Genomic DNA, 22846 nt, shown 5'->3' with positions numbered 1-22846 from the left:
CTGTGAATGATGTTATTATCGCGATTTACGAAAAAACAAGGATACAGCTATGGGCTTTATGACCGGCAAACGCATTCTTATTACTGGTGTTGCTAGTAAATTATCAATTGCTTATGGTATTGCCAAAGCTATGCGTGACCAAGGTGCAGAACTTGCATTTACTTACCAAAATGAAAAACTGAAACCACGCGTTGAAGAATTTGCAGCATCATTAGACTCAAATATCGTATTAGAGTGTGATGTGTCAAAAGACGAAAGCATCGATACCATGTACGCAGAACTTGCAAAAGTTTGGCCAAAATACGATGGTTTTGTTCACTCTATCGGTTTTGCTCCTGCTGACCAATTAGATGGCGACTACGTTAATGCCGTAACTCGTGAAGGCTTTAAAATTGCTCACGACATCAGTGCATACAGCTTCGTTGCTATGGCGAAAGCAAGCCGTGAAATGCTAAATCCAAATTCAGCTCTATTAACTCTGACTTATTTAGGCGCTGAACGTGCAATCCCTAACTATAACGTTATGGGTCTGGCAAAAGCCTCTTTAGAAGCTAACGTTCGTTATATGGCAAATGCTATGGGTCCTGAAGGTATTCGTGTTAACGGTATCTCAGCAGGTCCGATCCGTACATTAGCGGCATCTGGTATCAAAGATTTCCGTAAAATGTTAAGCCATTGCGAGTCAGTAACTCCTCTGCGTCGTACTGTAACAACGGAAGATGTGGGTAATACAGCCGCATTCTTATGCTCTGACTTATCTGGTGGTATCACAGGTGAAATCATTCACGTAGATGGTGGTTTCAGCATCGCTGCAATGAATGAATTAGAATTAAAATAATTCTATTCTATAAATAAATAGAAGCCAGTCTTACTGTTAAGGCTGGCTTTTTTATTATAACAATGCTGCTATTTATCCTTACTTTTTAATTGATTTTTTTCTTCTATTTTTTAGCTTATTCCTATAATCTTTTTTATACTAGCGATAAAATAATCACCTATTAATAAAAGGACTTAATGTATGAAGAAATTTAGATTTCTGTTTTATATTTTTGCTCTTATTGGTGCAATTATTTTTGTTGTGGCGTTGTTTGTTATTAAATCTGAATTAAATGTAGTAAGAAATGGAATAGAGACAACAGGTGTTGTTATTGACCAAAGTGTGAGTAAATCTTCGGATGATAGAAGTATTTATCACCCTATTATTAGATTTAATACGGAAGATAATAGAGAAATAACGTTTCGCTCACCAGAAGGTGGCAATCAATCCCGCTTTTATCTTGGTGAAAAGATTAACGTTATTTATCTTCCAAGTGATCCACAAAGAGCAACAATAAACAATTTTTTAGGCTTATATGGCGCGGGTACTATATTAAGTATTTTTGGATTGGTATTTGCATCAACAGGGCTTATCCCTTTGTATTTTATCAGAAGAAGAGCAACAAGGGATCAACGACTAAAACGTGATGGGATGCCTATCAATGTAAAAATATCCGAAATTATTATTAATAGTCATATTCGTTTTAATCACCGTTCTCCCTATCAAATTATTGCTGATTATCATGATACATTAAACAATCGATTAATTCGTTATAAAAGTGGTTATATCTTTTTTGATCCCACACCTTATATTAATAAAGAGCTTGTTACAGTCTATGTTGATAAACGAAATCCAAAAATCTATTACCTTGATATTTCTTTTTTACCCTCCTTTGAAGAGTCATAATTGAAGACGTCTTATATCCTATTAATATAAGGGGCATTTGTTTTCGTGTATTTTCATCAATTAACTGCCTTGTTCACAGATTTACAAAAGCCTTTTTTATTCGCACCATTTGAGTTTGCTAATTTCTTAGAACCTCTTATCATCTTATATTAGTGAAGATATTCTGATATCTGTAAGTTAATTCACCACCTCATTGATAGGGAGCTATTCAATATGAAATTGTACTACACGCCAGGTAGTTGCTCGCTTTCCCCTCATATCGTTTTACGTGAAACCGGTTTAGACTTTTCAATAGAGCGCATCGACTTACGTGCTAAGAAAACAGAATCGGGGAAAGATTTTCTAACCATCAACCCAAAAGGCCAAGTCCCTGTTCTTCAATTAGATAATGGTGATATTTTGACTGAAGGTGTTGCAATTGTTCAATACCTTGCAGACTTAAAACCAGATAGAAATTTAATTGCACCGCCAAAATCGCTAGAACGTTACCATCAAATTGAGTGGTTAAACTTTCTTGCCAGTGAAGTACATAAAGGCTATAGCCCTCTATTTTCACCAGATACACCTGAAAGCTATGTACCTGTTATTAAAACTAAATTAAAAAGTAAATTTGCTTATATTAATGATGTATTAAGCAAGCAAAAATGTGCATGTGGTGAGCATTTTACGGTTATTGATGCCTATTTATTTACATTAAGCCAATGGGCACCGCATGTGGGTTTAGATTTAACTGACTTAACACATCTGCAAGATTACCTAAAACGCATTGCACAACGACCTAATGTGCATAGCGCACTGGTCACTGAAGGGTTAATTAAAGAGTGAGTTAAAACGTAATAAAAAATAAACTTAATACAATAAAAAAGCGGACGTAATATTCATATCCGCTTTTTCTTTTCTTAGGATTTTGTGTGGTTTAATCTATCTGTGTTGCGCAGAATCTGTGTGTTGGATGCACCATTTGATCTTGAGCAGCAACGAGTTGCAGTTCGTACTCATTCATCTCTTTCGTTTTTAGCATCACTTCATAAACTGCCGCGGCAACGTGTTCTAATGCAGTTTGTAATTCAACACCTTTAAGTAAATCCACTAGCATTAAACCACTGGTTAAATCACCGACACCCACAGGTTGACGCTCACCAAAATCAACTAATGGACGGCTCACATGCCAACTATGTTCTGCGGTAACTAGCAGCATTTCAAAACGATCATGACGATATCCAGCGCGTGATAAGTGTTTTACTAATACAACCTTTGGACCTTGTTTACACAATTCACGGGCAGCATTGACACACTCATCAACATTATGAAGGGCTTTGCCACCACTTAATGTTTCAAGTTCTAACAAATTAGGCGCAATGATATCGCTGATAGGTAACGCTTCTTCACACAGTACACCAGATACTTCTGGCGGCACGATACACCCTTTTTCAGGATGTCCCATTACAGGATCACAAAAATACCATGCGTTAGGATTCGCTTGTTTTACTTTTTTAACGATATCAACAATGCGCAAACCTTGTTCAGCCGATCCCAAATAACCACTTAGTACTGCATCACATTGTGAAAGTTTACCAATTGCGGCAATACCATCAACAATCTCAGTAATATGTTCTGCTGACATGACGCAGCCAGTCCATTTTTCTGGATATTGTGTGTGATTTGAAAATTGCACTGTATTTAGAGGCCAAACATTTACCCCCATACGACGCATTGGAAACTCAGAGGCGCTGTTACCTGCATGACCGAAAACAACATGTGACTGAATAGAGAGTATATTTTTCATGACATAAACCGATTATTGTGAATACACACAACACCCAAGCTTTATCATCATAGGCGAGGTATATACGTTTATTTATTGTTATTAAGAAAAAGGGCAACTCATCGGCTGCCCTTTACTGTCAATTATTTCCAGATAACGAGGCAGTAATGTTTTTTACCGCGACGCAAAATAGAATAATGACCAAATAAGAAATCTTTTTCTTCAAAGACGTATTCAGGATTGTCTTGTTTTTCGCCATTAATTGAAACTGCGTTAGAGCCAATCATTGTACGAGCCTGACCGCGAGAAGGAACTAATTCTGCGTTAACCAGTGCTTGTTGCAAATCACTGCCTTTTTCTAACTCAATTGTTGGCATACCATCTTGTGCTAATTGTTCAAGGTCAGCTTGTGTTAAGTCTGCAATTGCACCAGAGAATAAGCTTTCTGTAATACGTTTAGCAGCGATTAGACCTTCTTCACCATGAACTAAACCAGTGACTAGTTCTGCTAATACACGTTGAGCACGAGGCGCTTGACCGCTATTTTTATCTTCTTCTTCAAGTGCATTAATTTCTTCAATGCTCATAAATGTGAAGAATTTTAAGAAGCGATAAACGTCAGCATCTGCTGTATTGATCCAGAACTGGTAGAATTTGTATGGGCTTGTTTTCTTAGGATCTAACCAAACCGCACCGCCTTCTGTCTTACCGAATTTAGTTCCATCAGATTTAGTAATTAATGGTACAGTCATACCAAATACTTGTTTCTGATTGAAACGACGGGTTAAATCGATACCTGAAGTGATATTACCCCACTGATCAGAGCCACCGATTTGTAATTCAACACCTAAATGCGTATTTAATGACGCAAAGTCATAAGCTTGTAATAGGTTATAGGCGAATTCAGTAAAAGAGATACCCACGTCGTCACGGTTTAAACGTTGTTTAACCGCTTCTTTGTTGATCATTTGGTTCACAGAGAAGTGTTTACCGATATCACGCAGGAATGTCAGCACATCCATTTGACCAAACCAGTCATAGTTGTTTGCTAATTCCGCACTGTTTTCACCACTGTTGAAATCTAAGAAAGGTGACACTTGTTTACGAATTTTTTCTACCCATTCGTGAACAGTATCTTGGGTATTCAGTTTGCGCTCAGTGGCTTTAAAACTAGGATCACCAATTAGACCCGTTGCACCACCCACCAACGCCACAGGCTTATGCCCGGCTAGTTGGAATCGTTTTAAACACAGCAAAGGAACCAAATGCCCCAAGTGCAGGCTATCAGCGGTAGGATCGAAGCCACAATAGAGAGCGATAGGACCTTGCTCCAAACGCTCTACTAAAGCTGCCTCATCCGTGACCTGAGCGATTAGCCCACGCTCCTGCAATTGTGTGATTAGGTTCTTGCTAGACATCAATGACTCCATCGGTTTATTGTTTTTTGTCTATTAAAATATAAGTGAAACACAAGTGGTATAGCATAAAGCGCCACTACATTAAGTACCAGTAGAAAAAGACTTTTTGAGGCAAATTTATTAACACAGCATTAAGGTGCTAATCGCTCAATGTCCCATCCTTGTGGTGATTTTTGGTAGATAAAGCGATCGTGTAGACGATTTTCTCGTCCTTGCCAAAATTCAACAGAATCAAATGTCACACGATATCCACCCCAGAAACTCGGTAATGGCACTTCTCCATTTTGGAATTTCTGTTTTAATTCCAGAAATTTACTTTCTAATACGCCTCTTGCGGAAATGCGAGAAGACTGTTGAGAAGCCCACGCTGCAATTTGACTATCTTTAGGACGACTATGAAAATATTTAATCACTTCGAGTGAAGAGAGCCTCTCTGCTTTACCTAAAAAGCAAACTTGTCTTTCCAAGGGATACCAAGGAAACAACAGACTGATTTTTTGATTATGCTCTAAATGACTGGCTTTGCGGCTACCCAAATTGGTATAGAACACGAGCCCTTTTTCATCAAAGTGTTTTAATAACACGATACGTTGATAGGGTTGTCCATTTTCATCAACTGTGGCGACACACATGGCAGTAGGATCGCTTAAACGTGCTTCACAAGCCTGTTTTAGCCACTTTTCGAACAAGACTAATGGCTCTTCTGTTAATTCATGACGTCGTAATCCGCCTTTCATATATTCACGGCGTAAATCTGCAACATCAATAAAATCAAGTTCTGTCATTTTTCACTCTCTCTTTTGAGAAACTGCGTTCAGCATATCACGCTTAACGAGGATTTGTAGGGTAAATCGCCCCTAAAACGGTTTCTCTTGATGCCCCTGTTACAGAAGGCAAATTCCCTGATTCATTTGCGATAGTTCGAGCGGCTAACCAAGCAAATGCCAACGCTTCCATATCATCGCCACTTAAACCATATTTATCCGTTGTTGCGACTTCTGTACCTGGTAATAATGAAGCTAAACGATGCATAATTTGCCCATTTCTCGCCCCACCACCACAAACGAGTAAACGTTCACATCCACCGTTTAATTGGATCTGTTGCACAATACTTATCGCGGTTAATTCAACTAAAGTGGCTTGTACATCTTCAGGAAAAACATTCGGTACTCTTGCTAAATGGTAATTTAGCCATTGTGTATTAAAATATTCTCGCCCTGTACTTTTAGGTGCTGAACGCGAAAAATAAGGATCTGAAAGCATATCTTTCAATAAAGTTGCGTTTACAGTGCCAGTAGCAGCCCATTTACCATTATCATCATAGGGTGTTTGGTTATGGATCCAATTCCAGCTATCTAATAGCATATTTCCGGGTCCTGTATCGTAGCCTTTGACTGCAATACCAGGTAATAACAATGAGATATTGGCAATACCACCAATATTTAAAATAACACGTTTTTCAACAGAGTGTCCTAACACGGCAAGATGAAAAGCGGGTACTAAAGGTGCACCTTGTCCGCCATAAGCAATATCTCTGCGACGAAAATCACCAACTGTCGTAATTCCTGTTAGTGCAGCAACACGGTTGTTGTCACCAATTTGCATAGTAAATGGCATATCACTTTCTGGCTCATGCCAAACGGTTTGTCCATGACATCCTATCGCCGTAATATCACTCGCGCTAAGTTTTACTTTTGCGAGTAACTCTATAATTGCTTGCGCATAAAGTTCGCCCAGTTGGGCATCTAATAGGCCGATTTCATGCAAGGTAGTAGGTTGTCCTTGGCAAACAGCTAAAATTCGTTGGCGTAGTTTTTGTGGATAAGGCAGAAAGTGATTTTCTTGTTGTGCTACGAACTTATTATTGATTGCAGCTAATACAACATCAACACCATCTAAGCTTGTGCCAGACATCACGCCAATGTACCGCCCTGCTATCATGTTCTTTTCCTTATAATCAAGATGATGCAAATTTTTAACATATAATGTTATATTCTCTCTTTTCAGAAATCTCTTCTGTTTTTACGATCGGCCTTTACTATATAGTAAGCTATATATTATTAAAATCAGTGTCGACATACGCAAAAAACGAGCTATAACTGATACTAGATAACATTGGTATAATCTGAATAATTTACCTCAGATTTTCTTTAGGAGTGACTATGTTTAAGCATTTACTTATTGGTCTTTTTACAATGACTGTACTTACTGGTTGTGTGAATACAAATTCACTATCTGGTGACACTTATACCGCAAGCCAAGCAAAACAAGCTCAAAATATTACTTATGGTACAGTGGTTTCTGTGCGTGCAGTAAATATTCAAGCGGGTAGCGATGAGAATATTTTAGGCGCTATCGGTGGTGCCGTTCTTGGTGGTATGCTAGGTAACACTGTGGGGGGTGGTACAGGTCGTAATCTTGCAACAGCCGCGGGTGCAATAGCAGGTGGTATGGCAGGACAACAAGCACAAGGCGCTTTAAATACCACTAAGGGTGTTCAAATTGAAGTTCGTTTAGATAGTGGTAGAACTGTCGCTATCGTTCAAAAAGCAGATAATACTGTTTATAGCCAAGGTCAACGTGTTGCAGTTATTGGCAACGGAAATAACTTAACTGTTTCTCCTCGCTAATGAACAACAAAAAACAGGCAACATTAAAGTTGCCTGTTTTATTTTATGACTCAATAATAAGTAACCTAAAGAGAGAACGAATATATAATCTAGTTATGACAATTAGGATTATATAATGATTTTTGTTATATACTCGTCATATTTCAAATTTCAGTATTGTTGACATCGTTTACTCGCACCAGTGACATATTTTATATATCCCTAGTGACTCATTCACTTGTTATCTAGCTGAACATCAAATTATTTAGAGTATAGTTATCATCATGTCATTAATCTTATTTAAATAGAATATATATTAAATTTGAAATTATTAGTCATTTAACCTATTTATATTTTTTTCTAATTTTTGGATTGTACCTATTAGCCTTTCGATTTCGTCTAGTTGGATACCACCTAATATTTCTCGTCTCGTTTTTTCTATAACAGTATAAACCTCATTAATAAAAGGCTCAGATTCTTTTGTTAATTTTATACGTTTTGCTCTACGATCATTTGCACATGTATGCCGACATATCAGCTTTTTTTCTTCCAGTTGATCTAAGGTTCTCACTAAAGACGGTTGCTCGATCCCTATTGCTTTTGCCAATTGGATTTGTGACTGCTCTGGAGGTAATTGGCTGATATTGTACAAAGTAACCCAGTGGGTTTGGGTTAATTTTAATGGTTTGAGACGATGATCAATTAAAGCACGCCACAATCGAACTAAACGCGCTAAATCAGCTCCTAATGTTGATTCCACTTATCTCTCCTTAATTAGCATTTTCAGTCAACTTATTACAAAGTTTAGATATTCATTTTTAATACAATATTTACCTATTCTTTTTAATTAAAACATTACCTTTAATAACTAATATAGTTATAACCCTATTTATTAGATAAGTAATTATTTTCCAGATATAATTAAAGCTTTTCTTTCTAGCAAAGAAAGTTCATAAAGAATAACCTTGTTATAAAAACTAATCTATATTTTTTTACATAATAATTATTATTATTTTAAATCCAACACTAAAACCAAGAAAAAAACCATTCTTATCAATTGATTGCAAATAAAAATAGAGCAACAACACTTTAAAGTTATAACTTTATATTAATAAAGAAAAAATAATAAACCACATAACTACAATAAATAACAATAATGAATTAAAAAGATAGTTAATTATTATTTTAATATTAAAAAATAAGTAGCACATTTAAAATAAATTGAGTTGATCATTTTCTCTTTCAATTGAAGAACCCAGTTTTTTTAATGTTCTTAAATAACGTTGCTGACAAAGTCGTAATATATTTCTTTTCTCTTGTTGACTCATTATTGACCAATTAAACCGCTCTTGGCGACTGCGATAGCACCCAACGCAATATCCTTGCGCATTCATTTCACAACGCCCAATACAAGGACTAGGAATATCAAAAAATTCTAATTGTTCTTGCATTTGATTTTCCCTCCCTATTGTTTGTTACAATAGAGTATAGTTAATAGAGATATTATCTGCACAACATGATTTATTGAACTGTTAAAGGCGTAGTAAAATTGAACTTTAGGGCTTTAACGCGTTATAGTACTCCGCCATCAGTTTAACTGTAGGGTTTAATCATTAGAAAAACACAAGAGGTTTATATGCGAGTACTTCATACCATGATCCGTGTGGGCGATTTACAACGTTCTATCGACTTTTATACCAAGGTTTTAGGTATGCAACTTCTACGCACTAGCGAGAATGAGGAATATAAATACTCGTTAGCTTTTGTTGGTTATGGTGATGAAAGCACTGGTGCGGTTATCGAATTAACCTATAACTGGGGTGTAAACAGCTACGAAATGGGAACCGCTTTTGGGCATGTGGCATTAGGTGTTGATGATGTTGCCGCAACCTGTGAAGCCATTCGCCAAGCTGGCGGTAATGTTACCCGTGATGCGGGTCCAGTAAAAGGTGGCTCAACAATTATTGCTTTTGTTGAAGATCCTGATGGATATAAAATCGAGCTCATCGAAAACAAAAGTGCAAGTCACGCTCTAGGTAACTAATATTTATTAAAACCAGAAAGATAACATGTGTATCTTTCTGGCCTTACTGATTATCAATTTCCGATATTCTATTTTTATCGGATAAGTACAACTTAATGCCTGATATAAATAATCCCAATAAGCTTTGTAACCGTTTTCGGGGTTACTACCCTGTTGTCATTGATGTTGAAACAGGTGGATTTAATGCGAAAACAGACGGTTTACTTGAAATCGCCGCCATTACACTAAAAATGGATGAGCAAGGTTGGCTAAAACCTGATAACACATTACATTTTCATGTTGAACCCTTTGAAGGGGCTAATTTAGAGCCAGCAGCCTTAGAGTTTACAGGTATTGATCCAACTAATCCTTTACGTGGCGCAGTCAGTGAATATGAAGCCTTTCATGCCATTTTTAAAATGGTACGTAAAGGAATGAAGGATGCAGATTGTAATCGCGCTATTATTGTCGCTCATAATGCAAATTTTGATCACAGCTTTGTGATGGCTGCTGCTGAGCGTGCTGGATTAAAACGTAATCCTTTTCACCCTTTTGCCACCTTTGATACAGCGGCTTTAAGTGGATTGGTATTAGGGCAGACAATTTTGGCTAAAGCCTGCATCACTGCTGGCATTCCCTTTGATAGCAAATTAGCGCACGGTGCATTATACGATACTAATCGCACATCATTACTTTTTTGTGAATTAGTTAACCGTTGGAAAAAGCTTGGTGGATGGCCATTGCCTACACCTTGAAACTATGATTTCGCTGATACATTTATGAATAACAGAAAAAAGCCCGTTCATCATTGAACGGGCTTTTTTATCGAAGATCTCATTATTTTATGCGTTTCAATACCGACACAATAAAAATTAATTACTGTGCTTCTTCTTCACCACGGTATTTATCAGCAGTCTCTTTTAATAACTTCTGTAATTCACCGCGCTGATACATTTCTAAAATAATGTCACATCCACCGACTAATTCACCATCTACCCATAATTGTGGGAAGGTTGGCCAGTGTGCATATTTTGGTAGCTCTGCACGAATATCTGGGTTTTGCAAGATATCAACATACGCAAAACGCTCACCACAAGCAGAAATAGCTTGAACTGCCTGAGCAGAAAAACCACAACTTGGTAATTTTGGTGAACCTTTCATGTATAAAATAATTGGGTTTTCATTGATCTGGCGTTCAATTTTTTCAATAGTCGTCATTTGTAAGTCCTTACAGCCTTTTATATTCGATATGCTTTATAGGGGAAAACATGAAAGAAGAATACCACTTTATATTAGAAACCTCTATATAAGTTTAGTTCTCGATATAAAACAATAAGTTGGTATTAATCTATGAGATTATTGATGAGAAAAAACACAATAAAGCATAAAAAATAAATCAATACGTTACCGATGGTTATGAGTGTGTTTTATCCTATTAGCTCCCCTTTTATTTTTGCAGTTTTTCCTTTCTTAATTTTAAGAGCATTTTTTCTTCACTTGATTTTAAAGTATATGAAGCACTGCTTTATTATTAAATGAAATAACAACGGCTTTAGTTTTACATCAAAATCAATATATTAAATTTCATAATCTATACATTAAGATAAAACGCTACTTTATTAAAAGGATATAATGTATATAAATAAATTTGTTATAAACCTTGATGAGTATTAACTATGGATATGATTTTGCTGTTTCTTTTAGTGGGATGTATCACTGGCTTTTTTGCTGGACTACTTGGCATAGGAGGCGGTGCAATCATTGTTCCGGTAGTTATGTATGTAGTGAGTCAACAAGCTATCCCAACAGATATGGTGATGAAAATTGCCTTATCTACCTCGTTCTCTGTCATTATATTTTCCACAGCATCTTCAGCGTATTCCCATAACAAACATAAAGCCATTTTATGGCAGCAATTTCCTCTATTATCCATCGGCACTATCATTGGTATGCTTGTTGGGACATTTTTGGTACAAAAAATGTCAAACACGATATTGCAAATCGTGTTCTGTATTTTCATGGTATATACCATCTATGGATTATTAACTAAAAAGAAAGAAGCAGAACGCATAGAAAACGTGAAAGATCCTGTTGTTTCAAAACCAGCGTTAACCAATGGTGGCTCTTTAATTGGCTTTATATCCAGCTTTATCGGTATTGCTGGTGGGACTATTACCATTCCTCTTTTAAGTCATTGGGGATTTAATACACGCAAATGTATTGCAACCTCTTCAATGATTGGTGTCATCATCGCTTCCATAGGCACAATCATGGGTATTATCTATGGTTGGAATCAAACAAATATTGATGACTATTATTTAGGCTTTGTTTATTTACCTGCCTTTATTGGAATAAGCATTACCAGCATTCTCTTCGCCCCTGTCGGTGTAAAAGTTGCTTATCGCCTACCTATTCCAAGAGTTCGCCAAATATTTGCATTATTCCTATTCTTAGTCGTAGTGAAAATGATGTATACACTGATGATAGAGTAAGCAAAAAATGCAACAATCAGAGGATATAGGCTCTGAACACAGTCAATATTTTACTGCTTTACGAGTTGCTCTGTGGGATATACTCTTATGAGTATAATTAATCTATATGGCTTATAACTATAGATAAAAGATATTTAGCTGTTATTTCAGCAGATTTTTGTTAAAATAATTAGCAAAATAGTAACAACTTAGTGATTCATTTGCCTCATTCTATCAATTCAAATGATTTTGATGGAATGATTTCAGGCACAAAACCCGAAATAGATAGTTTAAAGGAGTACGCAATGTCTTTCGAATTACCAAAATTACCTTATGCGTTAGATGCTCTTGAGCCACACATCTCTAAAGAAACTTTAGAATATCACTACGGCAAACACCACCAAACCTACGTAACCAATTTAAATAACCTGGTTAAAGGTACTGATTTAGAAAGCAAATCCTTAGAAGAAATCATCAAATCTACTGATGGTGGTATCTTTAACAATGCAGCTCAAGTATGGAACCACACTTTCTACTGGAACTGCTTAGCACCAAACGCAGGCGGCGCACCAACAGGTAAAGTTGCTGATGCTATCAACAAAGCATTCGGCTCTTTTGAAGAGTTCAAAAAGCAATTTAATGATGCGGCAGCTAAAAACTTCGGTTCAGGTTGGACTTGGTTAGTTAAAAAAGCAGACGGTTCAGTTGCAATTGTTAACACGTCTAATGCTGCTACTCCAGTTTCAGGCGCAGACAAACCTCTGTTAACAGTAGACGTATGGGAACATGCTTACTACATCGACTACCGTAATGCGCGCGTTAAATATTTAGAAGAGTTCTGGGCACTGGTTAACTGGTCATTTGTTGAAGCTAACCTTGCTTAATTGAGCTTGATAATCAAAGGTGAGTGATTGAGATTCATTTTTGGTGACAAAATAACAAAGGGCCTTGAGCCCTTTGTTATATTCAGATATTCGATAATTTATTATTTAAATTGATCGGATATTCTATAAAGCAGTGATTAGAACAACATAGTCGAAAATAAAACAATCATAACAAGCGCTGCTACTGCTGTACTCAAACCAAATTTCAGATCCGTATCCATCTATTTCTCCCTCAAAATGATTATAATACACTTTTTTAACCATAACCTTGTCATGGTTAATTATTATCACATATCAAAATTTGCTAAAATAGCGACTAGTGCACAATTTATAACATTGATTAATACTTTCACTTTTGAGCTAGATCATACAAAATTCACAGCTAATCGCTAAATTATTGCCAGTGTTTGCCCTATGTATGACTATACTGGCAGTTAAACCATAAAATTAGATAAAAGAGACCAATGAAGGTCAGGAGTTTTCCACACCATGGCAACAATAAAAGACGTGGCAAAACGCGCAGGCGTATCAACCACGACTGTTTCTCATGTGATCAACAAAACACGTTTTGTTGCTGAGAACACACGGGCAGCAGTTTGGGCCGCTATAAAAGAATTAAATTATTCGCCTAGTGCCGTTGCGCGTAGTTTAAAAGTCAATCACACCAAATCTATTGGCCTGTTAGCCACGTCCAGTGAAGCTCCTTACTTTGCTGAAGTGATTGAAGCTGTTGAAAATAGTTGTTATAGCAAAGGCTACACACTGATTTTATGTAATTCACATAATAACCTCGATAAACAAAAAGCCTATTTAGCGATGCTGGCACAAAAACGTGTTGATGGGTTATTAGTCATGTGTTCTGAATACCCCGATCACCTTCTGTCACTGTTAGAAGGCTATCGTAATATTCCAATGGTTGTCATGGATTGGGGTAAGGCGCGTGGTGACTTTACCGATACGATTATCGATAATGCTTTTCATGGTGGTTATATTGCGGGTCGTTACCTTATTGAACGAGGTCATCGTGATATTGGTATTATCCCTGGTCCATTAGAACGTAATACCGGTGGTGGTCGCTTACAAGGTTTCTTAAAAGCCATGGAAGAAGCAAAAATCACAGTAAAAGATGAGTGGATTGTACAAGGCGACTTTGAGCCAGAATCTGGTTATAAAGCCATGTATCAGATGTTAAATCAAAAACATCGCCCTACTGCTGTTTTTTGTGGTGGTGATGTGATGGCAATGGGCGCAATTTGTGCCGCTGATGAGCTAGGTTTACGTGTTCCTTTCGATATTTCCATTGTGGGTTACGACAATATTCGTAATGCGCGTTATTTTACGCCAGCATTAACCACAGTCCACCAGCCAAAAGAGCGTTTAGGTCAAATGGCTTTGTCAATGTTGCTTGATCGCATCGTCAATAAACGCGAAGACGCCCAAACAATCGAAGTTCATCCACGATTAGTTGAGCGCCGTTCAGTTGCTGACGGTCCTTTTATTGACTACCGTCGTTAATTCAGATTTATTCGGCTATCTGATTTCTAGCGAAGCCATTCCTCATTTAAGGTTTGGCTATCTCCAAGATAATCTAACAACCATGTCAAAGCGGGTGATTCACTTTTATCGACCCACGTCAGGCAGCATGGGCTGTCTGGCAATGGTTGTGCCAGTTGTAAAGTAACCAGCTTACCTTGTTCAATTAAAGGTTCAGCACGATGCCAAGGCACCATTCCTACGCATAATCCCGCTAACAAACATTCAAGCCCCATATCCCATGTCGGAACAACCATTCTACGCTGATTATTTAGCGCCCAAGTGTCACGCTTTGGTAAACTGCGTGAAGTATCTTCTAAGCATAAACTTGGATAAGGTCGCATCTCATCATCCGTTAATGGATGTTGTGCTTTCGCTAAAGGGTGATCAACATGACAAACACAGCGCCAAGGCATAAATCCCATATCTCTAAAACTATAACGTTCACCAATTGGTGAGGCTCTTGTTGCACCAATCGCTAAATCAACACGACCATTAACTAAGGAGTCCCATACGCCATTAAACACTTCAGGGTAGACATACAGCTCAATATCAGGAAAATGGCGGTAGAAATCGAGAATAAGTTGTTGTGTTCTTTCAGGTTTAACAATGCCATCAACTGCTATACTAAATTGACCACGCCACCCATTAGAAACTTGTTGACAAAGATGTCTAGTGTCATTCATTTTTTTGATAACAGATCGTGCTTCTTTGATGAAAATTTTACCTGCATAGGTTAATTCTACATCACGGTGACGGCGCTCAAACAAAGGAACGGCAAGCCATTCCTCTAATTGCCGAACAGTGTAACTAACGGCGGATGGCACTCTGTGCAATTCTTGAGCAGCGGAGCTAAAACTTCCTGTTCTTGCAACTGCATCAACAACTTCTAAAGAGTATTCTGACCACATAGAGTTTATTCCTTTGAAAATTTTTCACAGCATTAACCAAATATTCCCGTTTCACAAGTAAAATAAGTCTTAGTTACAATACATAAAATGTTCTACATCACATAGCATAGAAAATAAAATGAATTCTAAAACTTCCACACAATCAAAAACACCTATGAGCTTTATGGTGTACCTAGCGGGTTTGAGTATGCTAGGTTACTTAGCTATTGATATGTACTTACCTGCATTTGGTATGATGCAGCGTGAGCTCTCTATCAGCGAAGGTGCTATTAGTAATAGCTTAAGTATCTTTTTATTTGGCTTTGCTGTTGCTCAATTACTTTGGGGACCACTTTCTGACAAAGTCGGTCGTAAACCTATTCTACTTATTGGTTTAAGCCTTTTCTCTTTAGGCTGTCTTGGTATGCTGTGGGTTGAGAGTGCAACTGGCTTACTTGCTATGCGCTTCCTACAAGCTTTCGGCGTCTGCTCTGCGGCTGTTATTTGGCAAGCTCTTGTCATCGACCGTTTTGATGAATCTCGCGCTCAGCACGTTTTTGCTTTAATTATGCCACTGGTTGCATTATCACCAGCACTTGCGCCTTTAATCGGTGCATCATTATTAGATCACGGTGGCTGGCGTATGATTTTCATGGTGTTAATGGCTGTAACATTAGTTCTAATGTTACCGACATTAATGCTAAAAAACATTAAACAAAAATCAGTCACTGATGAAAACCAATCTACCGCTTCATTTACGACTTTACTAAAATCCCCTCTCTACACAGGTAACGTATTGGTTTACGCTTCTTGTAGTGCAGGTTTCTTTGCTTGGTTAGCTGGCTCACCAATCATTCTTGAAAAGATGGGCTACTCTCCACAGGATATCGGTTTAAGTTATATTCCACAAACTGTTGCATTTATGGTGGGTGGTTATGGCTGTCGTATTTTACTGTCAAAAATGGCAGGTAAAACGCTACTGCCACTGTTGTTAATTGGTTATGCTGTCAGTATGACTGCGTTATACCTTGTTGCTAAATTTACTGAGCCAACATTAACGACTATTTTAATTCCATTCTGTATTATGGCTGCAATGAATGGTGCATCTTATCCAATCGCAGTATCTAATGCTTTATCCGCTTACCCTGAAATTAGTGGTAAAGCAGCTGCGTTACAAAATGCACTTCAACTGGGTCTTTGTAGCTTAGCGAGTTTTATTGTGTCCGCATTTATCAGCCAACAACCGCTGATTAACACCACGGCAATTATGGCGTTAACAGCAATTCCAATGGCGGTTGGCTACTTTATTCAGCACAATAAATCTGTTACCAAGCACACGGTTCAAACCGCAGAATAATCGCCCCCTTATTTTAAGAATCATCTTAAAAAGGCCATTTTATAAAAATGGCCTTTTTCTTTTCTAGAGAAAAACATTCTACGTCTCTATACTTACTCATACGCTGTAATAGCGTTTTATTTATTTTTCTTTCGGATTTTGAGACATTAAACAGATTATTTGCTGATTATGTCAGATTAGTTGTTTTATTAATTCTATTCGTTCAATTCATACTGAACACAATACCATTTTAATACTATCAATCTGTACACATCCTTTCTTAGCTTTATGTTTCAAAACCCGCTTAGTTTACGCGGAGAGTATATGAGTACATCTTGTGTAGAAGAAGGCCGAAAGACCTCCAACGATCCTTATAAAAAGATCGCAACAGAACTGTTAGCTCACGCTGATATTCGAGTTAATGGCTCAGAACCTTATGATATTCAGGTTCATAATCAAAATTTTTATAAAAGAGTATTACAGCAAGGCTCATTAGGTCTCGGCGAAAGTTATATGGATGGTTGGTGGGATTGTGAGCGACTAGATATATTCTTTCATAAAGTTTTACGTGCTGGTCTTGAAAATAAGCTTCCACAAAATCTACGTGATCTTTTCAAGATTGCAACAGCCCGCCTTTTTAATCTGCAAACACAAAAACGCGCATGGATGGTAGGTAAAGAGCATTACGATCTTGGTAATGATCTATTTGCCGCCATGCTTGATCCTAATATGCAATATTCCTGTGGTTACTGGAAAAATGCAGATAATTTAGCCCAAGCCCAAGAGCATAAATTAGATTTAATTTGCCGAAAATTAGATTTAAAGCCAGGTATGACCTTATTAGATATTGGTTGTGGCTGGGGTGGACTAGCAGGCTACGCAGCCAAATACTTTGGCGTATCTGTTACGGGTGTCACCATTTCTGTTGAGCAACAAAAACTGGCACAAGCTCGATGCCAAGGACTTGATGTTAATATTATTCTAGAAGACTATCGTGATTTACATGAAAAATTTGATCGCATAGTTTCAGTGGGGATGTTCGAACACGTTGGGCCTAAAAATTATGCAACTTATTTTGATGTAGTTCGTCATAATTTAAAAGAAGATGGTCTGTTTTTATTGCACACCATTGGTTCTAACCGCGATAAAGTGAATGTAGATAGCTGGATAAGCAAATATATCTTTCCTAATGGGTGTTTACCGTCTATTCAAAAAATTGCTCATGCAATGGACAATAAATTTGTGATGGAAGATTGGCATAACTTTGGCGCTGATTACGATAAAACATTAATGGCATGGTATCAGCGTTTTTTAGCGTGTTGGCCAAGTATTGAATCTAACTACACACCGCGTTTTAAACGTATGTTTAGCTATTATCTTAATGCCTGTGCTGGCGCATTTCGTGCCAGAGATATTCAGTTATGGCAAATAGTGCTAAGCCCTAAAGGCCATATTGGCGGTTTACAGATCCCTCGTTAATTATTTTTTTCTAACAAGAGAAAAGCCAGTTTGATTGATAAACTGGCTTTTTCTTTGGTTCTCTTTAAGAATAACAACATTAATCATTAATTGTGTGAAGCTTGTTCTTCATTTTCAATTTGTTGTGTTGCGAATAAAGCTTGTTGCTGTGCTTGTTGTGCCATAACGCGCTCTACTGTATCGACAATCGCTTGAGTTTGAGGATCAAGCTCAATATTGACTTTATCACCAAGGCGCTTACGACCTAATGTCGTTCTATCTCGAGTTTCTGGAATTAAATGGACACAAAAACGGTTATTAACCACATCGCCCACAGTTAAGCTTATTCCATCAATACCAATAAAACCTTTGTGTAAAATATACTTCATTAATGCTTTATCAAAAATACGAAACCATATTTGTAGATTATTTTCTGAGGTAATAATTTTGGCAACTTCAGCCGTTGTTACAATATGACCAGACATCACATGCCCGCCAATTTCATCACCATACTTAGCCGCACGTTCAATATTTACTTCGGAGCCGACTTTTAATTCACCAAGGTTAGTTAAACGTAATGTCTCTTTCACCAAATCAAAGCTAATATGTGTACCTTCAATTTTAGTGACCGTTAAACAGCAACCATTATTTGCAACAGAAGCACCTGTTTCTAAATTGCCGACTAACTCGCTGGGTAATTCAATGATATGGGTACGAAAATCGCCTTTATCTTCGATAGCAATAACCCGCCCTTTTCCCTGAACAATACCTGTAAACATCTTACATCTCCTTGGATCGATAAACTGGTAAACTCAATTTAGGTTTATGCTATTAAGGATAACATAGCTCGTATTAATACAAAGGAACAATTATCGCATTTATTCCTTATCGATTATTGTCGTTAAATATAACGTAAAAACACCTAATAAATTATCAAAATTCTGTGCTTGAAAAGCTAAACTTCTTTCGTTGCTAATTAAACTTTTATCATTAGAATAGGCGGTCTTGAGGATCTCTTTACGTCATTTTAACAATACGACGTTTGTTCTCTTCCTTTCCTTTCGTTTTCTTATAATAAATAAAGGTGTATGCGTGCAGAAGTACATAAGAGAAGCGCGTAGCTTACTTGCTCTCGGTATCCCCGTTATCATCGCGCAATTTTCCCAGACAGCAATGGGTGTGGTTGATACTGTCATGGCGGGTGCTGTAAATGCCACAGAAATGTCGGCAGTAGCAGTAGGTACGTCTATTTGGTTACCAACGATTTTATTAGGCCAAGGCATATTAATGGCATTAACCCCAATCGTTGCACAATTAAATGGTTCAGGACAACGAAAACACATTGCTAATCGTACACAGCAAGGTTTTTGGCTCGCCACTTTCTTATCAATCATGGTAATTGCTATTCTTTATAACAGCCGTTTTATTATTGAAGCGCAACATGATATCGAACCGGAATTAGCCGAAAAGGCCATTGGATTTATTCACGCCATTATGTGGGGTGCGCCAGGTTGCCTTTACTATCAGGTACTAAGAAGCCAATGTGAGGGATTATCTAAAACAAAACCCGGCATGATAATTGGTTTTATTGGCTTATTAATTAATATCCCTGTTAACTATGCGTTTATTTACGGTAAATTTGGCGCACCACAATTAGGGGGTATTGGTTGCGGTGTTGCAACGGCCTCTGTTTTCTGGGCAATGTTCTTAATGATGCGTTATTACGTGCGTCGAGCACCGACACAACGTGATGTTATGCCAAAGAAACGTTTAGTAAGTCCTGATTTCCACACGATAAAACGTATTACATTTTTAGGATTACCCGTTGGTTTAGCCTTATTCTTTGAAGTAACACTCTTTGCTGTTGTTGCATTATTAGTTTCACCTTTAGGCGTTACTGCGGTTGCTAGTCATCAAATAGCACTTAACTTTAGTTCCCTGATGTTTATGTTCCCTCTGTCATTGGGAATAGCGGCAACAATCCGTGTTGGTCATAACTTAGGACAACGCTCCACAGAACAAGCCCGCACTTCAGCCATTACAGCACTTGCTGTTGGGCTAATGTTGGCAAGTTGTACTGCGATTTTCTCTATCATCTTTAGAGAAAAAATCGCATTAATGTATAACGATGATATTGAAGTGGTGACATTAGCATCTCATCTTATGTTATTCGCTGCGCTTTATCAGTTATCAGATTCTGTGCAAGTTATTGGCTCAGGTGTATTAAGAGGTTATAAAGATACCCGCTCTATCTTCTTTATTACCTTTATTGCCTACTGGGTAATTGGATTGCCTTCTGGTTATATCTTAGGGCGTACTAATTACGTTGTTGAAGCGATGGGACCTGCTGGTTTCTGGATTGGCTTTATTCTAGGTTTAACTGCCTCAGCAATTATGATGGGTTCCCGTATTTGGTGGATCCAACGCCAATCTGATGAAGTGGTGTTATTACGCTCAGAGCGTTAAAGATAAACAGTTATTTAGGCAAGGGAATGACACAAATATCAACAAATAGCTTTAAATACGAGCAGTTGAATATAAATTTGTGTTTTTCCTCTTGCCAGAATCGAATCATCTCGTTAATATTCGTCCCCGTTGTCACCCAATAGATAATGCGTCCATAGCTCAGTTGGTTAGAGCACCACCTTGACATGGTGGGGGTCGGTGGTTCGAGTCCACTTGGACGCACCATTTATTTTTCGGCAACATCTCAATACAGTGCGTCCATAGCTCAGTTGGTTAGAGCACCACCTTGACATGGTGGGGGTCGGTGGTTCGAGTCCACTTGGACGCACCATTTCTCTTTCTCTATATTTTCTTATTGTTGTTCATCTTACCTACCCTACAAAATAATTAATCTAGCTTGCAATATTTTATTGCGCAACAAATTGTTTAAAAAACAAGCAGTCAGCGCTGTATTTTGATCACATCACTTAAATTTACCTTTTTTCGATTTTCTTCATAGAAATTAACCTCTATAATACGAAACATAATTTTGTTGAAAGGTTTCAGCGTATTGATTTACGGGCATCTTTAGAAAACAGAACAAATGAATCGTGATAGACTATAATGTAAGATGTCTACCAACCCTTGAAACAAAATAGTGACAAGATTTTTATGATGTTGCTGAACCATTAACATGTTGCGCAACTTATCCATTAGAGGTGAGTTTGTACATCCTGTTTTGCACCGTTGATACAGTTAATAGAAAACGGCGACATTAATCCTTATTCATCCATTACAATACAACCATTAAATAGACTGCCATGAAAAAGACAAAAATTGTTTGCACCATCGGGCCAAAAACCGAATCTGAAGAAAAACTGAATCAATTACTAGACGCAGGCATGAACGTTATGCGTCTAAACTTCTCTCACGGTGACTATGAAGAGCATGGCAACCGTATCAAAAACCTGCGTAACGTTTGCGCTAAAACAGGCAAAAAGGCCGCTATCTTATTAGATACTAAAGGCCCAGAAATCCGTACCATCAAATTAGAAGGTGGTAATGATGTTACTTTAGTTGCAGGTCAAACTTTCACTTTCACCACAGACAAAACTGTTGTGGGTAACAAAGACCGCGTTGCTGTGACTTACGAAGGTTTCGCTAAAGACTTAACTGTTGGTAACACCGTTTTAGTTGATGATGGTCTTATCGGCATGAAAGTAACGGCTGTAACTGATACAGAAGTTGTTTGTGAAGTTTTAAACAACGGTGACTTAGGTGAAAACAAAGGTGTTAACTTACCTGGCGTTTCTATCGGTTTACCTGCATTAGCTGAAAAAGATAAACAAGATCTTATCTTTGGTTGCGAGCAAGGCGTTGATTTCGTTGCTGCATCATTTATTCGTAAACGTTCTGACGTTGAAGAAATGCGTGCTCACTTAAATGCACACGGTGGCGAAAACATTATGATCATCTCAAAAATTGAAAACCAAGAAGGTTTAAACAATTTTGATGAGATCTTAGAAGCCTCTGACGGCATCATGGTTGCTCGTGGTGACTTAGGTGTTGAAATCCCAGTTGAAGAAGTTATCTTTGCACAAAAAATGATGATCGAAAAATGTAACGCTGCGCGTAAAGTGGTTATCACTGCAACGCAAATGTTAGATTCAATGATCAAAAACCCACGCCCTACTCGTGCTGAAGCGGGTGACGTTGCGAATGCTATCTTAGATGGTACTGATGCGGTTATGTTGTCAGGTGAAAGTGCTAAAGGTAAATACCCAGTAGAAGCTGTGACTATCATGGCAACTATCTGTGAGCGTACAGACCGTATCATGCAATCTCGCCTTGATTACAAACAAACAGCTGCGAAATTACGCGTAACTGAAGCAGTTTGTCGTGGTGCGGTAGAAATGGCTGAAAACTTAGATGCACCTCTGATTGTTGTTGCAACTTTTGGTGGTAAATCAGCTCGTTCTATCCGTAAATACTTCCCAACTGCACCAATCTTAGCATTAACAAACAACGAAGAAACAGCTCGTCAGTTACTGTTAGTTAAAGGTGTAACAACACAATTAGTTAACGAAATCTCTTCTACTGATGACTTCTACCGTATAGGTAAAGAAGCAGCATTAGCAAGTGGTTTAGCTCACTCAGGTGACCGTGTTGTTATGGTAACTGGCGCATTAGTTGATAGCGGTACAACAAATACTTCATCTGTTCACGTTCTGTAATTCTTTATTCATTTAGTCGCTTTACAATTTAAAACACCACTTCAATATTTGAAGTGG

General features: G+C 37.7%; 23 protein-coding genes and 2 tRNA genes. 15 read left to right on the top strand and 10 right to left on the bottom strand.

What is annotated here, in order from left to right; all coding sequences use genetic code 11:
* Window positions 1-49 precede the first annotated feature (49 nt).
* From fabI to gstA, 3 genes are all read left to right on the top strand, one after another.
* Complete coding sequence (gene fabI / locus JEP71_RS00715) at window positions 50-838, top strand: enoyl-ACP reductase FabI (protein ID WP_072067955.1); 789 nt, start codon at window positions 50-52, stop codon at window positions 836-838.
* 180 nt (window positions 839-1018) lie between these two features.
* Entirely contained in the window at window positions 1019-1723 is a 705-nt protein-coding gene (locus JEP71_RS00710) for a DUF3592 domain-containing protein (protein WP_109372406.1), read from the top strand.
* Window positions 1724-1936: 213 nt separating this feature from the next.
* Window positions 1937-2548, top strand: coding sequence for a glutathione transferase GstA (gene gstA, locus JEP71_RS00705; protein WP_198619591.1), 612 nt, complete (start codon window positions 1937-1939; stop codon window positions 2546-2548).
* A 91-nt stretch (window positions 2549-2639) separates the two neighbouring features.
* Here the strand turns inward: gstA and pdxY are convergent, their stop codons facing one another.
* From pdxY to anmK, 4 genes are all read right to left on the bottom strand, one after another.
* Window positions 2640-3509: a pyridoxal kinase PdxY gene (pdxY, locus tag JEP71_RS00700; protein WP_198619592.1), complete on the bottom strand. Its 870-nt coding sequence runs from the start codon at window positions 3507-3509 to the stop codon at window positions 2640-2642.
* Between the two features lie 122 nt (window positions 3510-3631).
* Window positions 3632-4906, bottom strand: a complete 1275-nt coding sequence (gene tyrS, locus JEP71_RS00695) for a tyrosine--tRNA ligase (RefSeq protein WP_036913193.1) — start codon at window positions 4904-4906, stop codon at window positions 3632-3634.
* Window positions 4907-5037: 131 nt separating this feature from the next.
* On the bottom strand, window positions 5038-5691 hold the full coding sequence (gene pdxH, locus JEP71_RS00690; RefSeq protein WP_109372409.1) for a pyridoxamine 5'-phosphate oxidase: 654 nt from the start codon (window positions 5689-5691) through the stop codon (window positions 5038-5040).
* A 43-nt stretch (window positions 5692-5734) separates the two neighbouring features.
* Window positions 5735-6847, bottom strand: coding sequence for an anhydro-N-acetylmuramic acid kinase (anmK, locus tag JEP71_RS00685; RefSeq protein ID WP_198619593.1), 1113 nt, complete (start codon window positions 6845-6847; stop codon window positions 5735-5737).
* Window positions 6848-7068: 221 nt separating this feature from the next.
* Between anmK and JEP71_RS00680 the strand changes: the two genes are divergently transcribed.
* On the top strand, window positions 7069-7536 hold the full coding sequence (locus tag JEP71_RS00680) for a glycine zipper 2TM domain-containing protein (RefSeq protein ID WP_075672187.1): 468 nt from the start codon (window positions 7069-7071) through the stop codon (window positions 7534-7536).
* Window positions 7537-7846: 310 nt separating this feature from the next.
* Here the strand turns inward: JEP71_RS00680 and slyA are convergent, their stop codons facing one another.
* Both slyA and JEP71_RS00670 read right to left on the bottom strand, forming a co-directional pair.
* Window positions 7847-8275 (bottom strand): transcriptional regulator SlyA, encoded by a 429-nt coding sequence (gene slyA / locus JEP71_RS00675; RefSeq protein ID WP_196533262.1) that lies wholly within the window; start codon window positions 8273-8275, stop codon window positions 7847-7849.
* 451 nt (window positions 8276-8726) lie between these two features.
* Entirely contained in the window at window positions 8727-8966 is a 240-nt protein-coding gene (locus JEP71_RS00670; protein ID WP_198619594.1) for a DUF1289 domain-containing protein, read from the bottom strand.
* 185 nt (window positions 8967-9151) lie between these two features.
* Here JEP71_RS00670 and gloA point away from each other — a divergent pair, with 185 nt between their 5' ends.
* Both gloA and rnt read left to right on the top strand, forming a co-directional pair.
* On the top strand, window positions 9152-9559 hold the full coding sequence (gene gloA / locus JEP71_RS00665; protein WP_036937247.1) for a lactoylglutathione lyase: 408 nt from the start codon (window positions 9152-9154) through the stop codon (window positions 9557-9559).
* A gap of 95 nt (window positions 9560-9654) precedes the next feature.
* Complete coding sequence (rnt, locus tag JEP71_RS00660) at window positions 9655-10293, top strand: ribonuclease T (RefSeq protein WP_075673239.1); 639 nt, start codon at window positions 9655-9657, stop codon at window positions 10291-10293.
* 121 nt (window positions 10294-10414) lie between these two features.
* On the opposite strand, the gene JEP71_RS00655 is transcribed toward rnt, so the two are convergent.
* Complete coding sequence (locus tag JEP71_RS00655; protein ID WP_006537039.1) at window positions 10415-10756, bottom strand: Grx4 family monothiol glutaredoxin; 342 nt, start codon at window positions 10754-10756, stop codon at window positions 10415-10417.
* A 458-nt stretch (window positions 10757-11214) separates the two neighbouring features.
* Here JEP71_RS00655 and JEP71_RS00650 point away from each other — a divergent pair, with 458 nt between their 5' ends.
* Window positions 11215-12030, top strand: coding sequence for a sulfite exporter TauE/SafE family protein (locus JEP71_RS00650; protein ID WP_198625579.1), 816 nt, complete (start codon window positions 11215-11217; stop codon window positions 12028-12030).
* A gap of 284 nt (window positions 12031-12314) precedes the next feature.
* Window positions 12315-12893, top strand: a complete 579-nt coding sequence (gene sodB, locus JEP71_RS00645) for a superoxide dismutase [Fe] (RefSeq protein ID WP_109372414.1) — start codon at window positions 12315-12317, stop codon at window positions 12891-12893.
* 137 nt (window positions 12894-13030) lie between these two features.
* On the opposite strand, the gene cydH is transcribed toward sodB, so the two are convergent.
* Window positions 13031-13114 (bottom strand): cytochrome bd-I oxidase subunit CydH, encoded by an 84-nt coding sequence (cydH, locus tag JEP71_RS17720; RefSeq protein ID WP_103004765.1) that lies wholly within the window; start codon window positions 13112-13114, stop codon window positions 13031-13033.
* Window positions 13115-13382: 268 nt separating this feature from the next.
* Between cydH and purR the strand changes: the two genes are divergently transcribed.
* Window positions 13383-14408 carry an HTH-type transcriptional repressor PurR gene (gene purR / locus JEP71_RS00635; RefSeq protein WP_198619596.1) on the top strand — a complete coding sequence of 342 codons (1026 nt, stop codon included), beginning with the start codon at window positions 13383-13385 and terminating at the stop codon, window positions 14406-14408.
* Window positions 14409-14434: 26 nt separating this feature from the next.
* On the opposite strand, the gene punR is transcribed toward purR, so the two are convergent.
* Complete coding sequence (gene punR / locus JEP71_RS00630; protein ID WP_198625578.1) at window positions 14435-15337, bottom strand: DNA-binding transcriptional activator PunR; 903 nt, start codon at window positions 15335-15337, stop codon at window positions 14435-14437.
* Between the two features lie 118 nt (window positions 15338-15455).
* On the opposite strand from punR, the gene punC reads away from it, so the two are divergent.
* Entirely contained in the window at window positions 15456-16673 is a 1218-nt protein-coding gene (gene punC, locus JEP71_RS00625; RefSeq protein WP_198625577.1) for a purine nucleoside transporter PunC, read from the top strand.
* Between the two features lie 303 nt (window positions 16674-16976).
* Complete coding sequence (gene cfa / locus JEP71_RS00620) at window positions 16977-18131, top strand: cyclopropane fatty acyl phospholipid synthase (RefSeq protein ID WP_198625576.1); 1155 nt, start codon at window positions 16977-16979, stop codon at window positions 18129-18131.
* A gap of 86 nt (window positions 18132-18217) precedes the next feature.
* Here the strand turns inward: cfa and JEP71_RS00615 are convergent, their stop codons facing one another.
* The gene (locus JEP71_RS00615; protein WP_196533266.1) at window positions 18218-18889 is read right to left on the bottom strand and encodes a riboflavin synthase subunit alpha; all 672 of its coding nucleotides are present in this window, start codon (window positions 18887-18889) and stop codon (window positions 18218-18220) included.
* 313 nt (window positions 18890-19202) lie between these two features.
* On the opposite strand from JEP71_RS00615, the gene JEP71_RS00610 reads away from it, so the two are divergent.
* The 4 genes from JEP71_RS00610 (at window position 19203) to pykF (ending at window position 22789) form a co-directional block, all read left to right on the top strand.
* On the top strand, window positions 19203-20576 hold the full coding sequence (locus tag JEP71_RS00610) for an MATE family efflux transporter (protein WP_160230322.1): 1374 nt from the start codon (window positions 19203-19205) through the stop codon (window positions 20574-20576).
* A 148-nt stretch (window positions 20577-20724) separates the two neighbouring features.
* Window positions 20725-20801: transfer RNA gene (locus JEP71_RS00605), tRNA-Val, on the top strand.
* 29 nt (window positions 20802-20830) lie between these two features.
* A tRNA-Val gene (locus tag JEP71_RS00600) sits at window positions 20831-20907 on the top strand.
* Between the two features lie 469 nt (window positions 20908-21376).
* Entirely contained in the window at window positions 21377-22789 is a 1413-nt protein-coding gene (pykF, locus tag JEP71_RS00595; RefSeq protein ID WP_109372420.1) for a pyruvate kinase PykF, read from the top strand.
* Window positions 22790-22846: the final 57 nt, after the last annotated feature.

This window comes from Proteus sp. PR00224, assembly GCF_016238105.1.
Taxonomy (GTDB): domain Bacteria; phylum Pseudomonadota; class Gammaproteobacteria; order Enterobacterales; family Enterobacteriaceae; genus Proteus.
The sequence above is the reverse complement of the archived record's forward strand: the minus strand, read 5'-3'. Positions and strand labels throughout refer to the sequence as shown.